The sequence below is a fragment of the Streptomyces purpurogeneiscleroticus genome, from assembly GCF_020024005.1.
Lineage (GTDB): Bacteria > Actinomycetota > Actinomycetes > Streptomycetales > Streptomycetaceae > Streptomyces > Streptomyces purpurogeneiscleroticus.
In genome coordinates, this window is sequence record NZ_NHSG01000330.1 from 1 (window position 1) to 22,638 (window position 22,638).

A 22,638-nucleotide genomic window follows, 5' to 3' on the forward strand; every position below is an offset into this window, starting at 1 on the left:
CAGGTCCTCCGGGGACGCCGCGGCCAGCACGCGCACGGCGTAGGACAGCCCGCCGCCGGTGCGGTACTGCTCGGCCGCGATCCGCCCGGCGGTACGGCGCAGCGCCGCCGCGGTACGGCGTTCCCGGCGCAGCCGCTCGGTCAGCCGCCCTGCGCGGGCCCGCTCCGCCCTGGCGGCGCGCAGGCCCTCCTTGTACGACCGGCCGACCCGGCTCGCGGCCGCGTCGAGCCGCTGCACCTCCAGGCGCGCCCGGACCAGCCGGCCGGCCCGGCCGCGCTTGGCCGTACGGTCGTGCGCCGCGGTACGGCCGGACCCGCCGCTCTCGTACCGCGCGCCGCCTGCGCGCCGCATCTCGGTACCGTGTCGCGCCGCGCTCTCGTGGCGCGCCGCATGCCCCGGCAGCGCCGCGCCCTCGTACGCGGTGGCGGCCACGGCCGGGCCCACGGGCGCGCCGCCCGTGAGCAGTCCGCCGGGCAGCAGCCCGCCCAGCACGATCGTGAACGCGCACACGACGGCACCACGCCGGCGGGCGCGCGGCCGGCCGGCCCGGCCCCGACGCGGCGCGCGTGCCTCCGGACGACACGACAGACCTGGATGCATGGGCAGATAGTGGCGCGATCAGGACACCAGGCGAGGGAGCGTGGTTCCCGCTCCCTCGCGTAAGCCACCGAACGGAGCACGGGTGTCCGGCCACCTGGGTGAGCGTGCCGTACACGCCACCTGTAGCAGCGGCAGCTCCCCCCTTACAGCGGCGCCTCCCACGTGACCATCGTGCCCGCACCCTCCTCGCCGAGCCCGGGTCCGTACGTACTGGACCCGCCCAGCGCCTCCGCCCTCCGGGCGAGGTTCTTCAGGCCGCTGCGCCGGCCGCCCTCGGGGATGCCCACGCCGTCGTCGGCGACCGTCAGCCGTACCGCGTCCCGCCCGTCCGGCAGCGTGGCCGTGGCGTCCACGACGACCTCGATACGGGATGCCTGGGCGTGCCGGAAGGCGTTGGACAGCGCCTCACGGAGCGCGGCGATCAGGTTCTTGCCGGCCGACTCGCCGACCCTGGCGTCCACCGGGCCGACGAAGTTCACCGACGGCTGGAAGCCCAGCGGCACCGCCGCCGTGCCGATCTCGCGCAGCACCCGTGTGCGCAGCCCCGCGGGCGCCTCGGCGGGCCCCTGCTGCAGGGCGAAGATCGCCGTACGGATCTCCTGGATGGTCACGTCCAGCTCGTCGACGGCCTTGCCGACGCCATCCCGCACCTCGGGCACCACGGCCTTGCGCGCCGCGCCCTCCAGCATCATCCCGGTCGCGAACAGCCGCTGGATGACCAGGTCGTGCAGGTCCCGGGCGATCCGGTCGCGGTCCTCGTAGACGGCCAGCCGCTCGCGGTCGCGCCGCGCGTCCGCCAGGACCAGCGCCAGCGCGGCCTGCTGGGCGAACTGGGTGGCCAGCGTGCGCTCCGCGGCGGTGAACTGGCGCGCGCCCCGGGCCCGCGGCGTGGCGAGGGTGCCCAGCACGCGGCCGCCGCTCTTCAGGGGCAGCAGCATGCTGGGCCCGAAGTACGGCGCGACCTCGGTGACCATGCGGGGATCGGTCGCCGAGTCCTCGACGAACACCGGTTCGCCGGCGAGGAGGGTGGCGGTCACCGGGCTGTCGGGCGGGATGCGCGTCCCCGTGAGCCGCACCGGGTCGTCCGCGGCCGCGGCCACGATCTCCAGCCCGCCGTCCGCCTCGGGCAGCAGCACGATCCCGGCCGCCGAGTCCGCCAGCCGCCGGGCCTGCTCGGCGACGACCGCCAGCGACTCGTCCACGTCGCTGCCCGCGAGGAGCGCGGTGGTGACGGCGGCCGCGCCGTCGATCCAGCGCTCGCGCTGCCGGGTCGCCGCGTACATCCGGGCGTTGCCGATCGCCAGGCCCGCCTCGGTCGCGAGCACCCGCACCATGTGCAGGTCGCTCTCGCTGAACTCGCCGCCGCCGCGCTTCTCCGTCAGGTAGAGGTTGCCGAAGATCTCCCCCTGTACGCGGATCGGCACCCCGAGGAACGTGCGCATCGGCGGGTGGCCGGGCGGGAAGCCGGCCGCGCGCGGGTCCTGCGTGAGGTCGGTCAGGCGCACCGGCCGGGGGTCGTGGATGAGCGCGCCGAGCAGGCCCTTGTGGCCGTCGGGCAGCGCGCCGATGCGCCGGTGGTCCTCCCCGGTCACGCCGTATGTCACGAAGTCCGACAGGCCCTCGCGTGCCTCGTCGACGATGCCGATGGCCGCGTACCGGGCACCGGCCAGCTCGGCCGCGGTCTCCACGATGCGGTCCAGCGTGATGTGCAGGTCCAGCCCGGCGCCGACGGTCCGCATGGCCTCCAGGAGGCGCGGCAGCCGGGCGGTGATCTGCGGGGCCACCCCCTGGAGGCTGCGCGTCGCCTCCGTGGCGGCGTCCATGGTGTCGCCATCGGAGTCCCGCGCGGGGCCCTCCGGCGCTCCGGGCCCGCTCGCTGATCCTGCCGTGACTGCCATGCCCCGAGCCTAGTAAGTCCTTTTTGTCGAGGAAAGTCGCGCTTCTGCGAGGCTCGCGTGACGCCAGGCGCGTGCCGCCGCGGCGTACCGCGCGTCCGTCGCCCGCTCCCGGTCCCGCATCCGGCGGAACGGGCCGTCGGCCGCGGCGAGCTTCTCGTACGGGCCGCGCTGCACCACGCGCCCGCGGTCCAGTACGAGGATCTCGTCGACCGTCTCCAGACCGGCCAGCCGGTGCGTGATCAGGACCGTCGTCCGGCCGCTGGTCGCCGCCAGCAGGTCGGCGGTCAGCGCGTCGGCGGTGGCCAGGTCCAGGTGCTCGGCCGGCTCGTCCAGCACCAGCACGGGGAAGTCCGCGAGCAGCGCACGGGCCAGCGCGAGGCGCTGCCGCTGCCCGCCGGACAGCCGCGCGCCGTGCTCGCCGACCAGCGTGTCCAGCCCGTCCGGCAGCCCGCGCACCCAGTCCGCGAGCCGGGCCCGCTCCAGCGCCTGCCACAGCTCGTCGTCCTCGGAGGAAGGCCGGGCCAGCCGGAGGTTCTCCCGCACCGAGCTGTCGAAGAGGTGGGCGTCCTGCGCGCACAGGCCGACCAGCCGCCGTACCGCATCGCCGTCCGCCTGCTGCGCGTCCACTCCGCCGAGGGTGTACGTGCCGGACTCGCGGTCTAGGAAGCGCAGCAGCACCTGCGCGAGCGTGGTCTTGCCCGAACCCGACGGGCCGACGACCGCGATCCGGCGGCCGGGCGCGAGCGTGAAGCCCACCCCGTCGAGCGCCGCCCGCACCTGCCCGGGGTGCCGGGCCGTCAGCCCGCTCACCACCACCGGGAACGGCGACTCCGGTACCGCCACCGGCTCGGCCGGCTCGCTGACCGGCACCGGCGCGTCCAGTACCTCGAAGACCCGCTCGGCGGCGCGGCGGGTGCGCTGCCGGTACTGCACGGCCAACGGCAGCCCGGCGACCGCCTCGAACGCGGCCAGCGGCGTCAGCACGACCACCGCCAGGCTCACCCCGTTCAACCGCCCGTCGTGCACGGCCTGTACGCCGACTACCGCGGCGGCCGCGACGGTCAGCCCGGTCAGCAGCGCGATCAGCCCGGCGCCGGCACCGGCCGCCGCGGCGGACCGGGAGGCCACCGCCGTCAGGTCGCGGTCCGCGCGCCGGGTGCCGGCCAGCCGCTCCCGCAGCGCGCCCGCGACCGTGAGTTCGGCCGTACCGGTGAGCAGGTCGACGACGCGTGCGGAGAGCACGCCGCGGGCCGGGGCCAGCCGCCGCTCGGCCCGCCGCGCCAGCGCGCCGGACGCCACCGGTACGACGACACCCGCCAGCAGCAGCCCGGCGGCGAGCACCGCGCCGGCCTCCGGCAGCAGCCAGGCGGTGAACCCGGCCGCACCCGCGCCGACCACGACGGCCGCGCCCGCCGGCAGCAGCCAGCGCAGGAAGTAGTCCTGCCCGGCGTCCACGTCCGCGACCAGCCGGGACAGCAGGTCGCCGCGGCTGCGGTCACGCAGCCCGGCGGGCGCGAGCCTCTCCAGCCGCCGGTAGACCGCCACCCGGACGTCCGCCAGCATCCGGAACACCGCGTCGTGCGCGACCAGCCGCTCGGCGTACCGGAAGACGGCCCGGCCGATGCCGAACGCGCGGGTCGCGGTGACCGCGACCATCAGGTACAGCACGGGCGGCTGCTGCGAGGCGCGCGAGATCAGCCAGCCGGAGGTGGCCATCAGTCCCACGGCGCTGCCGAGCGCGCAGCTGCCGAGCAGCAACGCCAGGGCGAAGCGGGCGCGGTGGGGGCCGGCCAGGGCCCTCAGGCGGGCCAGTGGACGGCCCTGCGTCCGTACGGGAGTGTCGTGGTCGGTGCCGGGACCGGGGGTCCGGGTGCGGTCGTCGGACTGCTTCGGCTCACGTCCGGCGACCGCCTCTTCCACCCCGGCCCCTCCCGTTGTCCCGGCGGGTGCAGGCGCGTTGTGGTGTCCGGAGAGGTGGACGACTCGGTCCGCCGCCTGCAGCAAAGCCGGACGGTGCGCCACCAGCAGTACCGTGCGGCCCTCCGACAGACGGCGTACGGCGTCCACCACGGACTCCTCGGTCGCGCCGTCGAGGTTCGCGGTGGGCTCGTCGAGCAGCAGCACCGGGCGGTCGGCGAGGAACGCGCGGGCCAGCGCGAGCCGTTGGCGCTGGCCCGCGGAGAGGCCCGCGCCGGCCTCGCCGAGCCGGGTGCCGGGGCCGTCGGGAAGCGCGTCGACGAAGCCGAGGGCGCCGGCGTCGCGCAGCGCGGCCCGCACCGCCGCGTCGTCGGCGTCCGGCCGGGCCAGCCGCACGTTCTCGGCGACGGTGCCGGCGAAGAGGTACGGGTGCTGCGGCACCCAGGCGATACGGCTGCGCCAGCTGTCGGGGGAGAGCGTGGCGAGGTCCACGCCGTCGATCAGCACCCGGCCGGCGGCCGGCTTCGCGAAGCCGAGCAGGACGTTCAGCAGCGTGGTCTTGCCCGCACCGGACGGTCCGGTCAGCGCCACGGTTTCCCCGGCCGCGACCTCGAACGACGTCTGGGCGAGCGAGGGTTGGGGGCGTCCGGGGTGGCGTACGACCAGGCCGTCCACGACGATCCCGGTGCCCGCCGGGGCCTCGCGCGTCCCGCCGTGCCCGGCCGCCTCGGTCTCCAGTACCGCGAAGATCTCCTCGGCGGCCGCCAGCCCCTCGGCCGCCGCGTGGTACTGCGCGCCCACCTGCCGCAGCGGCAGATACGCCTCGGGCGCCAGGATCAGCACCATCAGCCCGGTGGACAGGTCGAGATCGCCCTTCACGAGCCGCATGCCCACGCCGACCGCGACCAGCGCGACCGAGATCGTGGAGAGAAGTTCCAGGGCGAAGGAGGACAGGAAGGCGATGCGCAGCGTGCGCAGGGTGGCCCGGCGGTACTCGCCGGTGATGGTGCGGATCGCGTCCGCCTGGGCCTTGGCCCGGCCGAAGACCTTCAGCGTGGGCAGTCCCGCGACGACGTCGAGGAAGTGGCCGGACAGCCGGCTCAGCAGCTTCCACTGCCGGTCCATCCGCGACTGGGTCGCCCAGCCGATGAGGATCATGAACAGCGGGATGAGCGGGAGCGTGACGACGATGGTCGCCGCGGAGATCCAGTCGCCGGTCACGATCCGTACAAGCACGGCGACGGGCACGACGACCGCGAGGCCGAGCTGCGGCAGGTAGCGCGCGAAGTAGTCGTCGAGCGCGTCGATGCCGCGGGTGGCGAGGGTGGTGAGCTCGCCGGTCCGCAATTCAGAGGGGCGGCGCGAAGCGCCTCCACCAGGGGTGGTGGCCGGGAGACGGGTGGGACATGACGGGCCGAGCCCGGTGGCCTTCTCCAGCAGTCGGGTGCGCAGCTCGGACTTCACTGCCGCGCTCGCCCGGTGCGCGGCCAGCTCGGTCAGCCAGGAGACGAGCCCCCGGCCGACCGAGACCAGCGCGAGCAGCAGGAGCGGCGTGCTCAGTCCGCCGAGGTCGAGGTCGCGCTGGAAGGCGCCGACGACGACCTCGGCGATGAGCATCGCCTGGCCGATGACCAGGCCCGCTCCGGCAAGGCCGAGCATCACCACCGCGACAAGGAAGAAGCGGGTGGCACGGGCGTACCGAAGCAGGCGCGGGTCGATCGGTTTCACGTGAAACATCCGTCCTGGCGTGCGTAACGGAAGGGGATCAGTGCGCGTCGGCGATGTGCTGCGTGCCGATGCGCTTGCGGAACACCCAGTACGTCCACCCCTGGTAGAGCATCACGAGCGGGGCCGCGATGGCTGCGCACCAGGTCATGATCTTCAGGGTGTACGGGCTGGACGCGGAGTTGCTGACCGTGAGGTTCCAGCTCTCGTTCAGCGAGGACGTCATGACGTTCGGGAAGAGCGTCAGGAACAGCATCACGACCAGGGCCGCGATGGTGACGCCGGAGAAGGCGAAGGACCAGCCCTCCCGTCCGAACATGTTCGCCACCAGTGCGGCGAGCAGCGCGACCGCCGCCACGACCAGCGCGACCACGCTCTTGCCGTCGCCCTTGTCGATCTGCGTCCAGACCATGAAGACGAGCGCCAGCCCCATGGCGATCATGCCGAGGAACGAGGCGGTGACGCGCGCCCGCTCCCGGATGGAGCCCACCGTCTTCAGCGAGGCGAAGACCGCGCCGTGGAAGGTGAACAGCGCCAGCATGGCCAGGCCGCCGAGGAGCGCGTACGGGTTCAGCAGGTCGAGCAGCGAGCCGACGTAGTTCTTGTCGGCGTCGATCTTCACGCCTCCGACCATGTTGCCGAAGATCACGCCCCACAGCACCGGCGTGAGCAGCGAGGTCCAGAAGATCGCGTTCTCCCAGTTGTTCTGCCAGCGCTCCTCGTCCCGCTTGTGGCGGTACTCGAAGGCCACACCGCGCACGATGAGGCAGAGCAGGATCAGCAGCATCGGCAGGTAGAAGCCCGAGAAGAGCGTGGCGTACCACTCGGGGAAGGCCGCGAAGGTCGCGCCGGCCGCGGAGATCAGCCAGACCTCGTTGCCGTCCCAGACCGGGCCGATGGTGTTGATGAGGACCCGCCGCTCGCGCCGGTCACGGGCGAGCAGCTTGGTGAGGACGCCGATCCCGAAGTCGAATCCTTCGAGGAAGAAGTACCCGACCCACAGGAAGGCGATGAGGACGAACCAGACGTCGTGAAGGTGCACAGCTGCCCCCTAGTACGAGAAGGCCATCGGCCGGTCGGCGTCGCTGTCGTTGCCGCCGATCTTCGTGGGCGGGTTGAGGTCGGACTCCGACAGCTCCTGCGGTCCGGCCTTGACGTACTTCACGAGCAGCTTGACCTCGACCCAGGCGAGGATCGCGTACAGCGCGGTGAAGACGACCATCGAGGTGATCACCTCGCCCTGCGAGACGCCGGGGGAGACCGCGTCGGAGGTGCGCAGCACGCCGTAGACGACCCAGGGCTGACGGCCCATCTCGGTGAAGATCCAGCCCCAGGAGCTCGCGATCAGCGGGAAGCCGAGGGTGACCACGGCGAGCCGCCAGGCCCACTTGGAGAGCCCGTCCCCGAGCGCCTTGTCCTTGGTGAGCGCGAGGTGCGGTACCTCGTCGTCCCCCGTCCGCAGCCGCTGCGAGAGCCAGAACTTCTTGCGAGTGAGCCAGAGGCCGGCCACGCCGAGGGCGAAGGAGGTCATGCCGAAGCCGATCATCCAGCGGAAGCCCCAGTAGGCGACCGGGATGTTGGGCCGGTAGTCCCCGGGCCCGTACTTCTCCTGCTCGGCCTTGTTCACGTCGTTGATGCCGGGCACGTACGAGGAGAAGTCGTCGTGGGCGAGGAACGAGAGCAGGCCGGGTATCTCCACCTCGACGGTGTTGTGGCCCTTGGACACGTCCCCGTAGGCGAAGACCGAGAAGGGCGCGGGTGCCTGCCCGTCCCACAGCGCTTCGGCCGAGGCCATCTTCATCGGCTGCTGCTGGAACATGACCTTGCCCAGCAGGTCGCCGCTGACGGCGGTGAGCAGGCCGGACACGACCAGCGTCACCAGGCCGAGGCGGAGCGAGGTCCGCATGACCTTGACGTGCTTCTTGCGCAGCAGGTGGTACGCGGCGATGCCGACGATGAAGGCGCCGCCCGCGAGGAAGGCCGCCGTGAGGGTGTGGAAGACGACGACCAGGGTGGTGTCCTGCGTCAGCACCTTCCAGAAGTCGGTCAGCTCCGCGCGCCCGGTGGCCTTGTTGATCCGGTAGCCGGTGGGGTGCTGCATCCAGGAGTTGGCCGCGAGGATGAAGTACGACGACAGGATCGTGCCGATCGAGACCATCCAGATGCAGAAGCAGTGGATCTTCTTGGGCAGCTTGTCCCAGCCGAAGATCCACAGGCCGATGAAGGTGGACTCGAAGAAGAACGCGATGAGGGCTTCGAACGCGAGCGGGGCGCCGAAGACATCACCGACGAAGCGCGAGTAGTCGGACCAGTTCATGCCGAACTGGAACTCCTGGACGATGCCGGTGACGACACCCATCGCAATGTTGATCAGGAAGAGCTTGCCCCAGAACTTCGTCGCCTTGAGGTACCCCTCCTTGCCCGTGCGGACCCATGCCGTCTCCAGTCCGGCCACCAGGGCGGCGAGAGAGATCGTCAAGGGCACGAAGAGGAAGTGATAGACGGTCGTGATGCCGAATTGCCATCGCGCCAAGGTCTCTGGCGCCAACGCCAGTTCCACGTCGATGTCTCCTTACGGTCGCCGTTCTCGCCACACCCCCCTGCACCTTTTGTCCTGCATAAAGGGGGACAAAAGCGGAGGTGCTTGTGAACGCGTTCACATTCACAAGCAATTATCTCCCATGACTTTCCGCTCATCGGAACGGGGGGTACGTGACCGTGGTCACGCGGTATTCCGTGGCGCCGAAAACCCTGATACGCCCTGCCGAGCGACCGCCGGACGGGCTGTTAGTGAACGTGTACACGCCGTTTTTCGTCGGCACCCTCTTCCGCCGACCTTCAACATATTGTTGAATTTGGCGCCATGCAGATACGCATCTCATGGCCCGCAGGTCACCTGACCGCCACCCTGGAGGACACGCCGACCGCCACCGCCCTGGAAGCCGCGCTCCCGCTCGCCTCCACCGCCCGCACCTGGGGCGAGGAGGTCTACTTCGCCACCCCCGTCTCCCCCGCGCTGGAGCCCGGCGCCCAGCAGGTCGTCGAGCCGGGCACCGTCGCGTTCTGGACCGACGGCGACGCGCTGGCCCTGCCGTACGGCCCGACGCCCATCTCCCGCGGGGACGAGTCCCGGCTCGCGTCCCCCTGCAACATCCTCGGCCGCGTCGACGGCGACCCGCGCCGCCTCGCCACCGTCCGCGACGGCGACCCCGTCCGCGTGGAACGCGCCTGACGCCTCCGGAGGCGCGGAACAGCTGTGTCCAGCAAAAGCAATGGGGTGGCCGCGGCCCACAAGGACCGCGGCCACCCCGCCGCACTCACGGCTGCCGGTCACATCTCCTTGCGGAACGCCTCGGCCGTCTGCAGGAAGATGTCATTGCCCTCGGTCTCGCCGATCGAGACCCGCACGCCCTCGCCGGGGAACGGCCGCACCACGGCGCCCGCCTGTTCGCACGCCCGCGCGAAGTCCACGGTGCGCTCCCCCAGCCGCAGCCACACGAAGTTGGCCTGCGACTCCGGCACGGTCCAGCCCTGGTCGGTCAGCGTCCTGGCCACCCGGGTCCGCTCGGCCACCAGCGCGTCCACCCGCTCCAGCAGCGCGTCCTCGCTGCGCAGCGAAGCGACCGCCGCGTCCTGCGCGAGCTGGCTCACGCCGAAGGGCACCGCCGTCTTGCGCAGCGCCGCCGCGACCGGCTCGTGCGCCACCGCGAAGCCCACCCGCAGCCCGGCGAGCCCGTACGCCTTGGAGAAGGTGCGCAGCACGCAGACGTTCGGGCGGTCGCGGTAGAGCTCGATGCCGTCCGGCACGTCGGCGTCGCGGATGAACTCGCGGTACGCCTCGTCCAGCACGATCAGTACGTCGGAGGGGACCGCGTCGAGGAAACGCTCCAGCTCCGCGCGGCGCACCACGGTGCCGGTGGGGTTGTTCGGGTTGCACACGAAGATCAGCCGGGTCCGCTCGGTGACGGCCGCGAGCATCGCGTCCAGGTCGTGCACCTCGTTGTCGTCCAGCGGGACCTGCACGGACGTGGCGCCGGAGATCTGGGTGATGATCGGGTACGCCTCGAAGGAGCGCCAAGCGTAGATGACCTCGTCGCCCGGGCCGGCCGTTGCCTGGATCAGCTGCTGGGCCACGCCCACCGAGCCGGTGCCGGTCGCCAGGTGCTCGGCCGGCACGCCGAACCGCTCCGACAGCTCCGCCATCAGCCCGGTGCAGGCCATGTCCGGGTACCGGTTGAAGGCGCCGGCGGCGGTCACTGCGGTCTCCAGCACGCCGGGCAGCGGCGGGTAGGGGTTCTCGTTGGAGGACAGCTTGTACGCCACCGGGCCGCCCGCGGCGGCCGGCTTCCCGGGCTTGTAGGTGGGAACGCCGTCCAGCGCCGCACGCAGCTTCGGGGTCTTCTCGCTCACCGCAGGTCCTCCTCGACCGTCCCGCTCGTCACCAATACTGCACACCTTATGAGGATTGAGCCGTGCGGCGTAGGGTCCTCCGCCCTCCGGCTCCCTCCCGAGCCTGTACGGGCATGCGCATGACATATACCGGCGCCATGCCCCAGCTCAGGGCGCAGGGCCTTTGCGGAGCGCCTCCCCCTGTGTCACGCGCCGGTGGCTCGCGCCGTGGCGCGCATCACCCGTGAAGGTGACTTGAGACCTCTTCGATACCTGACGCAATCTGTAGGTCAAGCCCGACGATCACCGGCCAGAGCTACGCTCTGACCTCCAACGTCCTTGCTTTCCAAGGAGTTTGACGGCCTTTCGGCATGCAGAAACGTGCCTTTCGTCTGCACATAAGGGAGCCCCGCGATGGCCCCCTCCGAGCCCTACTATCGGCTCGCCATGACAGCAGCAGGGAAGCACCAGGTGAGCCGGTCGACCGGACGCCGGTTGGGGCGGGCAGGCATCCGGGACGTGGCCGCCGCAGCCGGTGTCTCCATCACGACTGTCTCCGACGCGCTCAACGGCAAGGGCCGGCTTCCGGACGCCACCCGTCGCCACGTCCGCGAGGTCGCCGACCGGTTGGGCTACCGCCCCTCCGCCGCCGCCCGCACGCTCCGTACCGGCAAGTCCGGCCTGATCGGGCTGACCGTCACCACGTACGGGGATGAACCTTTCACCTTCACCGAGTTCGCGTACTTCGCCGAGATGGCGCGCGCCGCCACCTCCGCCGCGCTGGCCCGTGGCTACGCCCTGGTCATCCTCCCCGCGACCTCCCGCCACGACGTCTGGTCCAACGTCGCCCTGGACGGCACGGTCGTCATCGACCCGGCCGACGGAGATCCCGTCGTCACCGAGCTCGTCCGGCACGGCATCCCCGTCGTCTCCGACGGCCGCCCCGGCGGCACCCTCCCCGTCACCGGCTGGGTCGACAACGACCACGAGGCAGCCGTGATGGGCCTCCTGGAGCACCTCGCCGACGCCGGCGCCCGCCGCATCGGCCTCCTCACGGGCACCACCACCGACACCTACACCCGTCTGTCCACCACCGCGTATCTCCGCTGGTGCGAGCGGGTCGGCCAGGACCCGGTATACGAGTCCTATCCGGCGCACGACCCGTGCGCGGGCGCCGTCGCCGCCGACCGGCTGCTGGCCCGGCCGGACCGCCCGGACGCCGTGTACGGCCTCTTCGACCCGAACGGCACCGACCTGCTCGCCGCCGCCCGCCGGTACGGCCTCCGGGTCCCCGACGATCTCCTGCTGGTGTGCTGCAGCGAGTCCACGGTCTACGCCACGACCGAGCCCCCCATCACGACCCTCTCGCTCAAGCCCCGGCGCATCGGCACCGCCGTCGTCCAGCTGCTCATCGACGCCATCGAAGGGCTCGACAGCGGGCGCCCGGTCGAGCAGGTAATACCGACCGACCTGATCGTGCGCACCTCCTCTCAACGGAGGTCCCCACGTACGACGGTCAGCCCACCGCGCGGCCCGTCCGGCGACTGAGCGTTCCGCCGGACGGCCACGGCCGCGCAGGGAAAAACAGGGCGAAGCCGGGAGAAAATAGCAGGGAACGCCGGGCTCCGAACGATTGAGCACCCCCGGGTGCGTCACAACCTGCGAGCGGCGTTCCTATGATGGGCGCACGACACCACGGACCGCCGTCGACCAGGCAAGGTCCGCGAGGTGCACGGCGGCGCGACGGTGGAGGGGTCGATGACTCAGGGGGCCGGTCTGGGACCCATGGTGCGGACCATGGCAGCACAACCTCCTGCGCCCGTTCCTCCTGGAACTCCCGGGGCCGCACTGGACGGTCGTCCACAGGAGGCACACGCCGCCGACGGCGCGTACGTACCGCAGGAGGGATACGTCCCTCAGGACGGCTACGGCCCGGGGCCCGGCCAGGTCTTCCCGGACGTGCCCGCTCCCCAGGAGCGCCTCGACCCGGAGGTCCGCGTACGGACCAGGGCCCGGCCGTACGCGCGCCTCACCTACGGCACCGGCCCGCAGGCCACGCTGCCGCAGGATGAGTTGCCCGCCGACTACACCCCCACCGAGCGCGACATCCCCGTCGTCGGTCCGGACGGCACCCCGGCCGCGTACACGGACACGCTCGTCGACCACCCCGCCGTCGACCTCCAGCAGGTCGGCGAGGGCGAGGCCGGCGGCCCGCTGTACGTCGTCGGTGACGTGCACGGTTACTACGACGAGCTGCGCGCGGCGCTGTTCGCCGAGGGGCTGATCGACGCCGAGGGCCACTGGGCGGCGGGCAATACCCGGCTGTGGTTCCTCGGCGACTTCACCGACCGCGGCCCCGACGGCATCGGCGTCATCGACCTGGTCATGCAGCTGTCCGCCGAGGCCGCCGCGGCCGGCGGCTACTGCAAGGCCCTCATGGGCAACCACGAGCTGCTCCTGCTCGGCGCCAAGCGGTTCGGCGACACCCCCGTGCAGTCCGGCGCCGGCACCGCCTCCTTCCAGGCCGCCTGGCTGCTCAACGGCGGCCAGAAGACCGACATGGACCGCCTCCAGGACCACCACCTGCAGTGGATGGCCCGGCTGGACGCCGTCACGCAGGAGGACGGCCACCTCCTCGTGCACTCCGACACCACCGCGTACCTCGACTACGGCGACTCCATCGAGGCCGTCAACGACGCCGTCCACGAGGTCCTCACCCGCAGCGACGCCAACGAGGTCTGGGACCTCTTCCGCAAGCTCACCAAGCGCTTCGCCTTCCGCGACGAGTCCGGGCCGCAGGCCGTGCGCGAACTGCTCGCCACGTACGGCGGCGAGCGCATCGTCCACGGCCACAGCCCCATTCCGTACCTCCTCGGCGAGGTCGGCACCGAGGACGGTGAGGGCGAGGACCCCGCCGTCGAAGAGCCGCACGTGTACGCCGACGGGCTCGCCGTCGCCATGGACGGCGGCGTGACAATGGCCGGAAAGCTGCTCGTCGTGCAACTTCCCCTGACTGTCTGACGCGTATCGGGGCAGGGGTACCGCAGGCCGGCGGCGGGACGTGCCGGGCGGCCGAGGGGTTTGTCACGGGCGGAGCGAATTTCCGAAATCCTCTGTCACGCCGTGCTCGAGGCGCTCTACCATCGGGCTATCCGTAGCAGGCTCTCCTCCGTTTCCCGCCAACTGCCCGGCCCACGCCGGCCCGTACGGCCCTACGGAGCATCGGGGGATGCACATGAACAGCGCTCCGCACCTGCTGAACGAGGACCGCGAGGAATTCCGGCGGGCCCTCGACGAGGCACTGCGCACCGCGGCCGACCGCCCGGATTTCGCCGCGACGGGCATGCGCCTCAACACCGAGCAGCTGCGCACCATGGCGCTCAGCGCCACGACCGCCATCGCCGCGTGCGCGACGGCCGAGTACCAGCACTACGTCGCGCTCCGCGCGGAGTTGCGCGCGCCCGCCTCCGCGCGCCCGGCCACGGCCGGTACCGAACCGGGTGAGGGCGGTGGTGACGGCGCGGGCGGTACCGGCGTCGGCTTCGCCACGGTCGGCGAGGTCGCCGAGGCCACCGGCGCCGGACTGGCCGCCATGGTCACGGTCCTCGCGCCCGTCCTGGCCGGCATCGCCGCGGTCCTCTTCCTCCTCATCGGCTACGTCCTGCACACCGTCAGCCCCGACGAGCCCCTGGCCCAGCCGCTGATCAGTGTCGGCTGGGTCTTCGCAGCCCTGACCGCGGCGACGATCCTCATCGCGATGGGCGGCCTCGTCGTCACCGCCCTCCGCAACGGCGCCACGTCCCTGCGCGCCTCCCATCCCACGGAACTGGCCCAGGAGGTCGAGCGGGCAAAAACCCGCTGGCTGGAGGCTCTCCAGGAACGCGGTCTGAAGCCCTTCCTGCTGGAAGCCCTGACGGCCCCGGAGCCGCCTCCCGAGCCGGACATCCGGAAAGAGGAGAAGGGCGCGGCGGTCCCCGCGAGCACGGTGGTGGCCGCCGAACCGACGGTCACGGACAGCCCGGCCACCGTCCAGGAACACGCATCGGATCCGGCCGGCGCGGGCGAGGCGACCGGCCCCGCGTCCGGAGAAGGACAGTCGCCTCCGCCCGCGGAAGCGGCCGGACGATACGTGGCGCACCGCACCCCGGACAGCGGCCGGATGCCCACCCTCGGCTACACCCACCCGCGCTTCTCGGGCCCCGAGGACGACCACCGCACCACGACCCGGCCCCGCTTCACGAGCCCGGACTTCACCAGCCCGGACTACGGCGGCCCGGACCACCAGCCGGAATGATCCCGGCATGACGAGGAGGCCCCGGTAATCCCGGGGCCTCCTCGTCATGCGTTCAGGTCGTGCCGGCGGTCAGTCCGCGATCGGCAAGTACACCCTGTTGCCCGCTGCCGCGAACTCCTTGGACTTCTCGGCCATGCCGGCCTCGGGGTCCACGGACAGGTCGCCGCCGTGTTCGCGGCGGATGTCCTGGGAGATCTTCATGGAGCAGAACTTCGGGCCGCACATGGAGCAGAAGTGCGCCGTCTTGGCCGGTTCGGCCGGGAGCGTCTCGTCGTGGAAGGCGCGAGCCGTGTCCGGGTCGAGAGCCAGATTGAACTGGTCCTCCCAGCGGAACTCGAAGCGGGCGTCGGAGAGGGCGTCGTCCCACTCCTGGGCGCCCGGGTGGCCCTTGGCCAGGTCGGCGGCGTGGGCCGCGATCTTGTACGTGATGACGCCGGTCTTCACGTCGTCGCGGTCCGGCAGGCCCAGGTGCTCCTTGGGCGTGACGTAGCAGAGCATCGCCGTGCCCCACCAGGCGATCATCGCGGCACCGATGCCCGAGGTGATGTGGTCGTAGGCGGGAGCGATGTCGGTGGTCAGCGGGCCAAGCGTGTAGAACGGCGCCTCCTCGCAGATCTCCTGCTGGAGGTCGATGTTCTCCTTGATCTTGTGCATCGGGACGTGGCCCGGGCCCTCGATCATGGTCTGTACGCCATGCGCCTTGGCGATGGTGTTCAGCTCGCCGAGGGTCTTCAGCTCCGCGAACTGCGCCTCGTCGTTGGCGTCGGCGATGGAGCCCGGGCGCAGCCCGTCACCGAGGGAGAAGGTGACGTCGTAGGAGGCAAGGATGTCGCAGAGCTCTTCGAAGTTCTCGTAGAGGAAGGACTCCTTGTGGTGCGCCAGACACCACGCCGCCATGATCGAGCCGCCGCGGGAGACGATGCCGGTCTTGCGGCGGGCGGTGAGCGGGACGTACCGCAGGAGCACGCCGGCGTGGACCGTCATGTAGTCGACGCCCTGCTCGGCCTGCTCGATGACGGTGTCCTTGTAGATCTCCCAGGTGAGCTCCTCGGCCTTGCCGTCGACCTTCTCCAGGGCCTGGTAGAGGGGGACGGTGCCGATGGGAACGGGGGAGTTCCGCAGTACCCACTCGCGGGTGGTGTGGATGTTGCGGCCGGTGGAGAGGTCCATGACCGTGTCGGCGCCCCAGCGGGTCGCCCAGGTCATCTTCTCCACCTCCTCCTCGATGGAGGAGGTCACCGCGGAGTTGCCGATGTTGGCGTTGACCTTCACCAGGAAGTTCTTGCCGATGATCATCGGCTCGATCTCCGGGTGGTTGACGTTGGCCGGCAATACCGCGCGACCCGCCGCGATTTCGTCCCGCACGAATTCGGGGCTGCAGTTCTCGCGGACCGCGACGTACTCCATCTCCGCGGTGATCTCGCCGCGCTGCGCGTACGCGAGCTGGGTGACGGCGCCGTCCCGGCCGCGGCGCGGCTGCCGGGGCCGGCCCGGGAACACCGCGTCGAGGTTCTTCAGACCGCCACGCGGCGAGGTGTGCTTGAGGCCGTCGTCCTCCGGACGCATCGGCCGGCCCGCGTACTCCTCGGTGTCGCCGCGGGCGATGATCCAGTTCTCCCGCAGCGGCGCGAGGCCGCGGCGGACGTCGGTTTCGATGTTGGGGTCGGTGTACGGCCCTGACGTGTCGTAAAGCGTCACGTGCTCGCCGTTGGTGAGGTGCACTCGCCGGACGGGAACCCGGAGGTCCGGGCGCGATCCGGAGACATAGCCCTTGTGCCAGCCGATCTGCTGCTCGCCGGCAGCCTCGGTCGCACCGTTTTCGGGCGTGCGTGCATCCTGCAGAGTCATTGAGACCCACTCCCTACGCCGGCATTACCCGGTAACAGGTTCGGCGGTCGACGCAGCTCTTTCCGTGTCGGTGTTTCACGTGAAACACCGCTGGTACGGAATCAGCGCCCTCTCAGCCCGGTGCTCCGAGCTCCCGCGATTGCAAAGGTGCCACCACGGTAGCGGCCGATGCCGCGTGGTGAACAGGGGGCCCGGTGAGTTGTTGGATGATCGGGCGGTGACCCGCAACGAGCCCGAGCCCCAGCCGCAGCCGCACACTCATCCGCCCATGCACGGCCACAGCCATGGCCACGGGCCCGCCGCACCCGTCTCCCGCCACCTGCGCAAGGTCATTGCCGCGGTACTGATCCCCTTCGCCTTGGCAGTGGGCGTCGGGCTGATCGCCCTCTGGCCCGGCGGTGCACCCGCGCACAAGCCAACGGGGGTCGGCTTCGACCAGGAGACCCAGTCCGCGCGAGTCGTCCGGCTGGCGAAGGTGGACTGCGCGGACGTGAACGCGCAGCAACAGCAGCAGATGCAGCAGCAACAGCCGCCGACGGGGCCCGGCGGCGGCAGCACGCAGCGGAACGCGCAGAGCTGCGAGCAGGCCACCATCGAGGTGACCACCGGCAAAGACACAGGGCACCGCTTCAAGACCGTGGTGACGCCGGACGCCTCGCGCCGCTACAGCGAGGGCCAGGACGTCGTGGTGGCGTACGCGCCCAAGGCGCCCCGGGCCCTTCAGTACTCGGTCACCGACGTGGACCGCACCTTCCCGATGTGGGTGCTCGCCGCGGTGTTCGCGCTGGCGGTGGTGGTCGTCGGGCGGCTGCGCGGGGTGCTGGCGCTGGTCGCGCTGGCGGCGAGCTTCGCCGTCCTCACCGTATTCATCCTGCCTGCCATCCTCCAGGGCTCGAATCCGCTGGTGGTGGCGGTGGTCGGGGGCAGCGCGATCATGCTCATCGCGCTGTACATGTGCCATGGCCTGACGGCCCGTACGTCAGTCGCGGTGCTCGGCACCCTGGCGTCACTGCTGCTGATCGGGCTGCTGGGATCGGTGTTCACCGGCTGGGCACAGCTGACGGGCAACACGGACGACCAGACCGGACTCGTGCACAGCCTCTACCCGGGGATCGAGATCCGCGGTCTGCTGCTGGCGGGCATCATCATCGGTTCGCTGGGCGTGCTGGACGATGTGACCGTGACCCAGACGGCGGCCGTCTGGGAGCTGCGGGACGCCGACCCGACGGCGAGCCGGCGGCAGATCTACGGCGCGGCGATGCGGATCGGGCGGGACCACATCGCGTCGGTGGTGAACACGCTGGTACTGGCGTACGCGGGCGCCGCGCTCCCGCTGCTTCTGCTGTTCTCCATCGCACGCAGCGGTGTCGGCACGGTCGCCGGCAGCGAAATGGTGGCCGAGGAGATCATCCGGACGCTCGTGGGCAGTATCGGGCTCGTCGTGTCCGTACCGCTGACCACCCTGCTGGCGGTACTGGTGGTCTCCGCGGACCGAGGCAGCCGGAGCGGTCCGAGCGCGCAGGACGGCCGGGCGGCCGGTCCGGGGCCCGGGCAGCCGGGCAGCAGGCGCGGTGGACGGGGCCGCCGCCGCAAGCGCTGACCGGGCCGGACCGGCGGTCAGCCCGCCCGTTGCGCGTTCGCGAAGATCCGGTCCAGCTCCGCGTCGAGCGTGCCGCAGATCTGCTCCTGGCCGAGCGGCACCAGCCGGTCCGTACGGTCCAGGAAGGCGACCAGCGGAGCCGCGCCGACGCGGAAAAGGGCCTGCTCGGAGCCCACCTGCAGACTGACGAAAACATCACTGAGGTGCGCGCCCGAGGCCGGCTCCACGTGGATGTCCCCTTCACCGGCCGGCCGGCTCAGGCCGTCCAGGAGGAGTTCCCGGCTGAACGCCCAGGTCACCGGGGCGTCGCCCGGGAGATCGAACGTGAAGCGCACGGCATAGGGATCGGCACTGTCGAAATCGAGCTCCACCGGAATCCGGAAGGCGAGTTCCTCGGAGACGATGAAGCTCATCATCACTTCTGCCTGCACTGTTTGGCTCATCAACCACTGCCCCGCACTACTTGATCGAAGTGGCCGGTAATGATCCGCCGACCGCTATTGACGCCATCGTCGACCAGTTGCCGACAGATCACAAGGAGTAATTTTTCAGATACTGATAGAGAAGGCCAGCGTCATAAGGGTCGACTCCGCCATCCTCTGCACCTTTTCGGTTACTGCCAGCAGTCTCTCCGCCTCACCTGCGGGGAGAGAAATCGCCACGGTCGCCGCCACCGAACCCACTTGAATGGGAATTGCCGCGCACACCGTACCCACGGCATATTCCTCGCGTTCGACGGCGAGTTGGGCCTTACGCACCGTGTTCAGCCGGTGCAGCAGATCACCCTCCGTCCGTACGGAATGGGGCGTGAGCGACTGCACTTGATGGCGGGAAAGATGATCTTTCCGCCCCTCCTCGTCGAGTTGGGCCAGCAGGCACTGGCCTATCGCGTGCGCGTGAGCGGTCGTACGGAAGTCCGCCCATTCCTCGACCGGCGGCCGCTCCGGATCGTCGCTCACCGCGACCACCTCCACCTCGCCCGCGTGGTACACCGCGAAGTACAGCGCGGCACCCACCTCTTGCCCCATCGCCGACAGCGCCTGCGAGATCCGGGAGTAGCGCCGGCGACGGGCCCCGGACCGGCCGATGAGTTCGGCGGCCTCGCCGAGGAGGAACACGCCGTTCTCGCGCAGGAGATATCCCTCGTGAGTGAGGGTGCGCAACAGGTGGTACGTGGTCGGGAGGGGATAACCGGTCTCCCTGGCCAGCTGTTTGGCGGGCGCGCCGCGCGGGTGGGCGGCGACCGCTTCGAGGAGGCGCAGCGCCCGCTGGACGGAGCCGATCAGCGTCGGGGAAGCCGTGGATGCGTCGTTCGCCGTGGCCAAGACCAACCCCCAGGACAGGTCGCCGGGGTGCCGACCCCGGGCTCGGGCCCCGCGCCCGTGCCGCGTGCGCTTTCCGGACACCGTCCGCACCGCCCGGACCGGCCGGACATTCCGGAACGCCGGCATCCGGAAGACGCCTCGCTCGGCACTCTAACGTGAGCGCTGCTCACAGCAGGTCGATTAGCTTGCGAATTACCTCAGGCGGCGCATTTCTCGACTTGACCGGACACTCACCCGCCGCGAGCGCCCCGGACACCAGTTCGCAAGAACAAACCCGTGCGGAGGAACAGCGAGAGGGCCGTCAGGAACGGACAAAGGGCGCCCCGATACCCCCTGTTGGGGACGGGACGCCCTTTGCCGCGGTATCGCCACTCGCGCGGTATCACCGCTCACTGTGCGACGAACTCGCAACTCACTGAATAGGAGCTATGACGACGATCCGGTGAACCTCCGGACGAGGTAGACCACGCCCGCGATCAGTGCCACCGCCAGCAGGATCTTGAAGAGCAGACCGACGAGGAAGCCCACCACGCTGCCGATCAGCCCGCCGAAGACGACCAGCAGGATGACGGGCACCGCGACCCACTTCACCCACCACGGGAGTCCCGCGAAAATCTCCTTCACGGCCATTGTTCTGCCCTGCTTTCTGGTCGTCGCCCGGTACTCGCCCGGCCCGCCCGGCTCCTGTCCGATCCCGCCCTGCACCATCGATGCTAGGGCGACGACCGGCCACATCGGGGGCCCCGCGTCCCCGGCTGTGCCCTGAGCCTTCCCCTACGGGTACGGAAGGCCCGGCTCGGCTGCCGGGAGGAGGCCGAGCCGGGCCCGCCGTCTCAGCCCTCCGGGGGCGAGAAGATCACCATGACCCGCAGATCCTCGGTGATGTGGTGGAACTTGTGCGGCACCCCGGCCGGTACGTACACCACGCTGCCCCGCGCGACCTGCGTCGTCTCCACCCCCACCGTGATCGACGCGCGCCCGCTCACCACCAGGTACACCTCGTCCTGCTGGTGCGGCGCCTGCGGATCGCTGCTGCCGGCGTCCAGTGCGTACAGCCCCGCCGACATGTTCCGCTCCCGCAGGAACTGCAGATACGCGCCGTCATTCGCGGCCCGTTCCGCCTCCAGTTCCTCCAGCCTGAACGCCTTCATCACCCGCGTGCCCCTCACTGCCGCCGTCGTGTCTGCGACGATCCCACCATGAAGAATTTTCTGGTCAAGACGCTCGCCAACGCCGCGGCACTCGCCGTGGCCACCTGGCTGCTCAGCGACATCACGCTGACCGGCACCAGCACCGGCAACAAGGTCTGGACGCTGATCCTGGTCGCGCTGATCTTCGGTGTGGTCAACGTCATCGTGAAGCCCGTGGTGAAGCTGCTGTCGTTCCCGCTCTTCATCCTCACCCTGGGTCTGATCACGCTCGTGATCAATGCCCTGATGCTGATGCTGACGTCCTGGCTGGCGGAGAAGGTCGACCTCGCCTTCCACGTCGACGGCTTCTGGACCGCGGTACTGGGCGGCCTGATCGTCTCGGTCGTCTCCTGGGCGCTGCACGTGATCCTGCCGGACAAGGACTGACCGCTCCGCCCCGGCCGTTCTCCCCTCTCTCCCGCGGGCGCTCGCCCCGGCGCCCGCGACGCGCGCCACAGCCGTGCTCGGTGCGGAGTTTCCCTACCCGTATTACGACGGCGTGGCAGGCTTCGAGGACTGCCCGGCCGCGGTCGAGGCCGGCTGCGAGGACCTGCTCGCGGTCGCCCGGGCCGAGTCGGCCGGGCCGGAGACGCACGACGGGAAGGCGGGGACGAGCCCATGACAGGCGACGACGCGCGAAGCACCGGCGACAGCACCCGGACCGTACGGGCCGGCCTCCCCGAGGCCGAGGCGTATCGCCCGACCCTCCCGGGGCCGGTCTTCGCGGCCCACTACCACTTGCCGGGCGACGCCACCGGGCCGTACACCTACGGCCGCGAGTCCAACCCGACCTGGACCCTCCTCGAAGAGGCGGTCTCGGAGCTGGAGTCGCCCGGCGAGCCGGCCCACACCTCGGTCTTCGCCTCCGGGATGGCCGCGATCTCCGCCGTCCTCTTCTCCCAGGTCCGCACCGGCGACGTGGTCGTCCTGCCGAACGACTGCTACCAGCTCATGCCCGCCGTCCGGGAGCGCCTGGAGAGCTACGGCGTCGAGGTCCGCACCGCCCCCACCGCCGGGGACGCCCAGCTCGACGTGCTGGACGGCGCCCGGCTGCTGTGGATCGAGACGCCCTCCAACCCGGGCCTGGACGTCTGCGACATCCGCCGGCTCGCCGCGGCCGCGCACGCCCAGGGCACCCTGGTCGCCGTCGACAACACCCTCGCCACGCCGCTCGGCCAGCGCCCGCTCGACCTCGGCGCCGACTTCTCCGTGGCCAGCGGTACGAAGGCGCTGACCGGACACGGCGACATCATGCTGGGCTATGTCACCACCCGCGACCGGGCACACACCGACTCCGTACGGCAGTGGCGCAAGACCGTCGGCGCGATCCCCGGCCCGATGGAGGCGTGGCTCGCGCACCGGTCGCTGGCCACGCTGGCGTTGCGCGTCGAGCGGCAGGCGATGGGCGCGCTGGCGCTCGCCGAAGCGCTGCGCGACCGCCCGGAGGTCACCGGGCTGCGCCACCCGGGGCTGCCGACCGATCCCGCGCACGCGGGCGCGGTGGCCCAGATGCGCCCCGGACGCTTCGGCTGCGTCGTCTCGTTCGTCCTGCCGGACAAGGCGCACGCGGAACGTTTTCTGGCCGAACTGACGCTGGTGGACGACGCGACGAGTTTTGGGGGAGTACGGTCGACGGCCGAGCGGCGTGGACGCTGGGGCGGCGACGCCGTGCCGGACGGTTTCATCCGCTTCTCCGTCGGCGTCGAGGACCCGCAGGACCTGGTCGCGGACGTGGTCCGGGCTCTCGACCGGGCGTTGGACGGGGCCGCGCGGGGCTAGTACCGCCTGGTACCGCTCCGGCCTGCGGGCCCGTCGGCCGGCATCGGCCGTACGCACAGCAGACGGTCCGAGC

The 22,638-nt window shown here is 71.2% G+C and carries 18 protein-coding genes and 1 pseudogene; 8 read left to right on the plus strand and 11 right to left on the minus strand.

Annotated elements, in window-relative coordinates:
* The 5 genes and pseudogenes from CCS38_RS21635 to CCS38_RS21655 form a co-directional block, all read right to left on the minus strand.
* A pseudogene (locus CCS38_RS21635) lies at window positions 1-510 on the minus strand (hypothetical protein); the annotation flags it as partial.
* Window positions 511-743: 233 nt separating this feature from the next.
* Window positions 744-2,423 (minus strand): GAF domain-containing sensor histidine kinase, encoded by a 1,680-nt coding sequence (locus CCS38_RS21640; RefSeq protein ID WP_223734984.1) that lies wholly within the window; start codon window positions 2,421-2,423, stop codon window positions 744-746.
* An 84-nt stretch (window positions 2,424-2,507) separates the two neighbouring features.
* Window positions 2,508-6,152, minus strand: a complete 3,645-nt coding sequence (cydD, locus tag CCS38_RS21645) for a thiol reductant ABC exporter subunit CydD (protein WP_223734962.1) — start codon at window positions 6,150-6,152, stop codon at window positions 2,508-2,510.
* 28 nt (window positions 6,153-6,180) lie between these two features.
* The gene (gene cydB / locus CCS38_RS21650) at window positions 6,181-7,182 is read right to left on the minus strand and encodes a cytochrome d ubiquinol oxidase subunit II (protein ID WP_223734963.1); all 1,002 of its coding nucleotides are present in this window, start codon (window positions 7,180-7,182) and stop codon (window positions 6,181-6,183) included.
* 9 nt (window positions 7,183-7,191) lie between these two features.
* Window positions 7,192-8,700 (minus strand): cytochrome ubiquinol oxidase subunit I, encoded by a 1,509-nt coding sequence (locus CCS38_RS21655; protein ID WP_223734964.1) that lies wholly within the window; start codon window positions 8,698-8,700, stop codon window positions 7,192-7,194.
* Window positions 8,701-9,003: 303 nt separating this feature from the next.
* Between CCS38_RS21655 and CCS38_RS21660 the strand changes: the two genes are divergently transcribed.
* Window positions 9,004-9,372 carry a cyclophilin-like fold protein gene (locus CCS38_RS21660; RefSeq protein WP_223734965.1) on the plus strand — a complete coding sequence of 123 codons (369 nt, stop codon included), beginning with the start codon at window positions 9,004-9,006 and terminating at the stop codon, window positions 9,370-9,372.
* Between the two features lie 98 nt (window positions 9,373-9,470).
* On the opposite strand, the gene hisC is transcribed toward CCS38_RS21660, so the two are convergent.
* Window positions 9,471-10,550, minus strand: a complete 1,080-nt coding sequence (gene hisC, locus CCS38_RS21665; RefSeq protein ID WP_223734966.1) for a histidinol-phosphate transaminase — start codon at window positions 10,548-10,550, stop codon at window positions 9,471-9,473.
* A 426-nt stretch (window positions 10,551-10,976) separates the two neighbouring features.
* Between hisC and CCS38_RS21670 the strand changes: the two genes are divergently transcribed.
* The 3 genes from CCS38_RS21670 to CCS38_RS21680 all read left to right on the plus strand — a co-directional run bounded on the left by CCS38_RS21670 (window position 10,977) and on the right by CCS38_RS21680 (window position 14,823).
* Window positions 10,977-12,077 (plus strand): LacI family DNA-binding transcriptional regulator, encoded by a 1,101-nt coding sequence (locus CCS38_RS21670; protein ID WP_031049857.1) that lies wholly within the window; start codon window positions 10,977-10,979, stop codon window positions 12,075-12,077.
* A gap of 249 nt (window positions 12,078-12,326) precedes the next feature.
* Window positions 12,327-13,550: a metallophosphoesterase gene (locus CCS38_RS21675; protein ID WP_223734967.1), complete on the plus strand. Its 1,224-nt coding sequence runs from the start codon at window positions 12,327-12,329 to the stop codon at window positions 13,548-13,550.
* 214 nt (window positions 13,551-13,764) lie between these two features.
* Window positions 13,765-14,823, plus strand: coding sequence for a hypothetical protein (locus CCS38_RS21680; protein ID WP_443742961.1), 1,059 nt, complete (start codon window positions 13,765-13,767; stop codon window positions 14,821-14,823).
* Window positions 14,824-14,892: 69 nt separating this feature from the next.
* On the opposite strand, the gene thiC is transcribed toward CCS38_RS21680, so the two are convergent.
* Window positions 14,893-16,671 carry a phosphomethylpyrimidine synthase ThiC gene (gene thiC / locus CCS38_RS21685; protein WP_031049866.1) on the minus strand — a complete coding sequence of 593 codons (1,779 nt, stop codon included), beginning with the start codon at window positions 16,669-16,671 and terminating at the stop codon, window positions 14,893-14,895.
* A 268-nt stretch (window positions 16,672-16,939) separates the two neighbouring features.
* Here thiC and CCS38_RS21690 point away from each other — a divergent pair, with 268 nt between their 5' ends.
* Window positions 16,940-18,271 (plus strand): YibE/F family protein, encoded by a 1,332-nt coding sequence (locus tag CCS38_RS21690; protein ID WP_223734985.1) that lies wholly within the window; start codon window positions 16,940-16,942, stop codon window positions 18,269-18,271.
* A gap of 17 nt (window positions 18,272-18,288) precedes the next feature.
* Here CCS38_RS21690 and CCS38_RS21695 read toward each other — a convergent pair whose 3' ends face one another.
* The 4 genes from CCS38_RS21695 to CCS38_RS21710 all read right to left on the minus strand — a co-directional run bounded on the left by CCS38_RS21695 (window position 18,289) and on the right by CCS38_RS21710 (window position 20,747).
* Window positions 18,289-18,714 (minus strand): SsgA family sporulation/cell division regulator, encoded by a 426-nt coding sequence (locus tag CCS38_RS21695; RefSeq protein WP_030259600.1) that lies wholly within the window; start codon window positions 18,712-18,714, stop codon window positions 18,289-18,291.
* Window positions 18,715-18,819: 105 nt separating this feature from the next.
* On the minus strand, window positions 18,820-19,596 hold the full coding sequence (locus CCS38_RS21700; protein ID WP_223734969.1) for an IclR family transcriptional regulator: 777 nt from the start codon (window positions 19,594-19,596) through the stop codon (window positions 18,820-18,822).
* A 426-nt stretch (window positions 19,597-20,022) separates the two neighbouring features.
* A complete protein-coding gene (locus CCS38_RS21705) occupies window positions 20,023-20,226 on the minus strand; it encodes a DUF5326 family protein (RefSeq protein ID WP_030259594.1) in 204 nt (67 codons plus the stop codon).
* A 203-nt stretch (window positions 20,227-20,429) separates the two neighbouring features.
* The gene (locus tag CCS38_RS21710; RefSeq protein WP_223734970.1) at window positions 20,430-20,747 is read right to left on the minus strand and encodes a cupin domain-containing protein; all 318 of its coding nucleotides are present in this window, start codon (window positions 20,745-20,747) and stop codon (window positions 20,430-20,432) included.
* 48 nt (window positions 20,748-20,795) lie between these two features.
* On the opposite strand from CCS38_RS21710, the gene CCS38_RS21715 reads away from it, so the two are divergent.
* The 3 genes from CCS38_RS21715 to CCS38_RS21720 all read left to right on the plus strand — a co-directional run bounded on the left by CCS38_RS21715 (window position 20,796) and on the right by CCS38_RS21720 (window position 22,565).
* Entirely contained in the window at window positions 20,796-21,173 is a 378-nt protein-coding gene (locus tag CCS38_RS21715; protein ID WP_223734971.1) for a phage holin family protein, read from the plus strand.
* Between the two features lie 112 nt (window positions 21,174-21,285).
* Window positions 21,286-21,408: a hypothetical protein gene (locus CCS38_RS35370; protein WP_263302406.1), complete on the plus strand. Its 123-nt coding sequence runs from the start codon at window positions 21,286-21,288 to the stop codon at window positions 21,406-21,408.
* Entirely contained in the window at window positions 21,405-22,565 is a 1,161-nt protein-coding gene (locus CCS38_RS21720; RefSeq protein ID WP_223734972.1) for a cystathionine gamma-lyase, read from the plus strand. The genes CCS38_RS35370 and CCS38_RS21720 overlap by 4 nt, the downstream gene beginning before the upstream one ends.
* Window positions 22,566-22,638: the final 73 nt, after the last annotated feature.

Bases quoted from the DNA above. Each gene is read 5' to 3' on its own strand.
- CCS38_RS21680 (WP_443742961.1), top strand. From the start codon at position 13,765: ATGAACAGCGCTCCGCACCTGCTGAACGAGGACCGCGAGGAATTCCGG.
- cydD (WP_223734962.1), bottom strand. From the start codon at position 6,152: ATGTTTCACGTGAAACCGATCGACCCGCGCCTGCTTCGGTACGCCCGT.
- CCS38_RS21660 (WP_223734965.1), top strand. From the start codon at position 9,004: ATGCAGATACGCATCTCATGGCCCGCAGGTCACCTGACCGCCACCCTG.
- CCS38_RS21675 (WP_223734967.1), top strand. From the start codon at position 12,327: ATGGCAGCACAACCTCCTGCGCCCGTTCCTCCTGGAACTCCCGGGGCC.
- CCS38_RS21705 (WP_030259594.1), bottom strand. From the start codon at position 20,226: ATGGCCGTGAAGGAGATTTTCGCGGGACTCCCGTGGTGGGTGAAGTGG.
- CCS38_RS21670 (WP_031049857.1), top strand. From the start codon at position 10,977: ATGACAGCAGCAGGGAAGCACCAGGTGAGCCGGTCGACCGGACGCCGG.
- CCS38_RS21690 (WP_223734985.1), top strand. From the start codon at position 16,940: ATGCACGGCCACAGCCATGGCCACGGGCCCGCCGCACCCGTCTCCCGC.
- CCS38_RS21715 (WP_223734971.1), top strand. From the start codon at position 20,796: ATGAAGAATTTTCTGGTCAAGACGCTCGCCAACGCCGCGGCACTCGCC.
- CCS38_RS21695 (WP_030259600.1), bottom strand. From the start codon at position 18,714: ATGAGCCAAACAGTGCAGGCAGAAGTGATGATGAGCTTCATCGTCTCC.
- CCS38_RS21640 (WP_223734984.1), bottom strand. From the start codon at position 2,423: ATGGACGCCGCCACGGAGGCGACGCGCAGCCTCCAGGGGGTGGCCCCG.
- thiC (WP_031049866.1), bottom strand. From the start codon at position 16,671: ATGACTCTGCAGGATGCACGCACGCCCGAAAACGGTGCGACCGAGGCT.
- CCS38_RS21710 (WP_223734970.1), bottom strand. From the start codon at position 20,747: ATGAAGGCGTTCAGGCTGGAGGAACTGGAGGCGGAACGGGCCGCGAAT.
- CCS38_RS21720 (WP_223734972.1), top strand. From the start codon at position 21,405: ATGACAGGCGACGACGCGCGAAGCACCGGCGACAGCACCCGGACCGTA.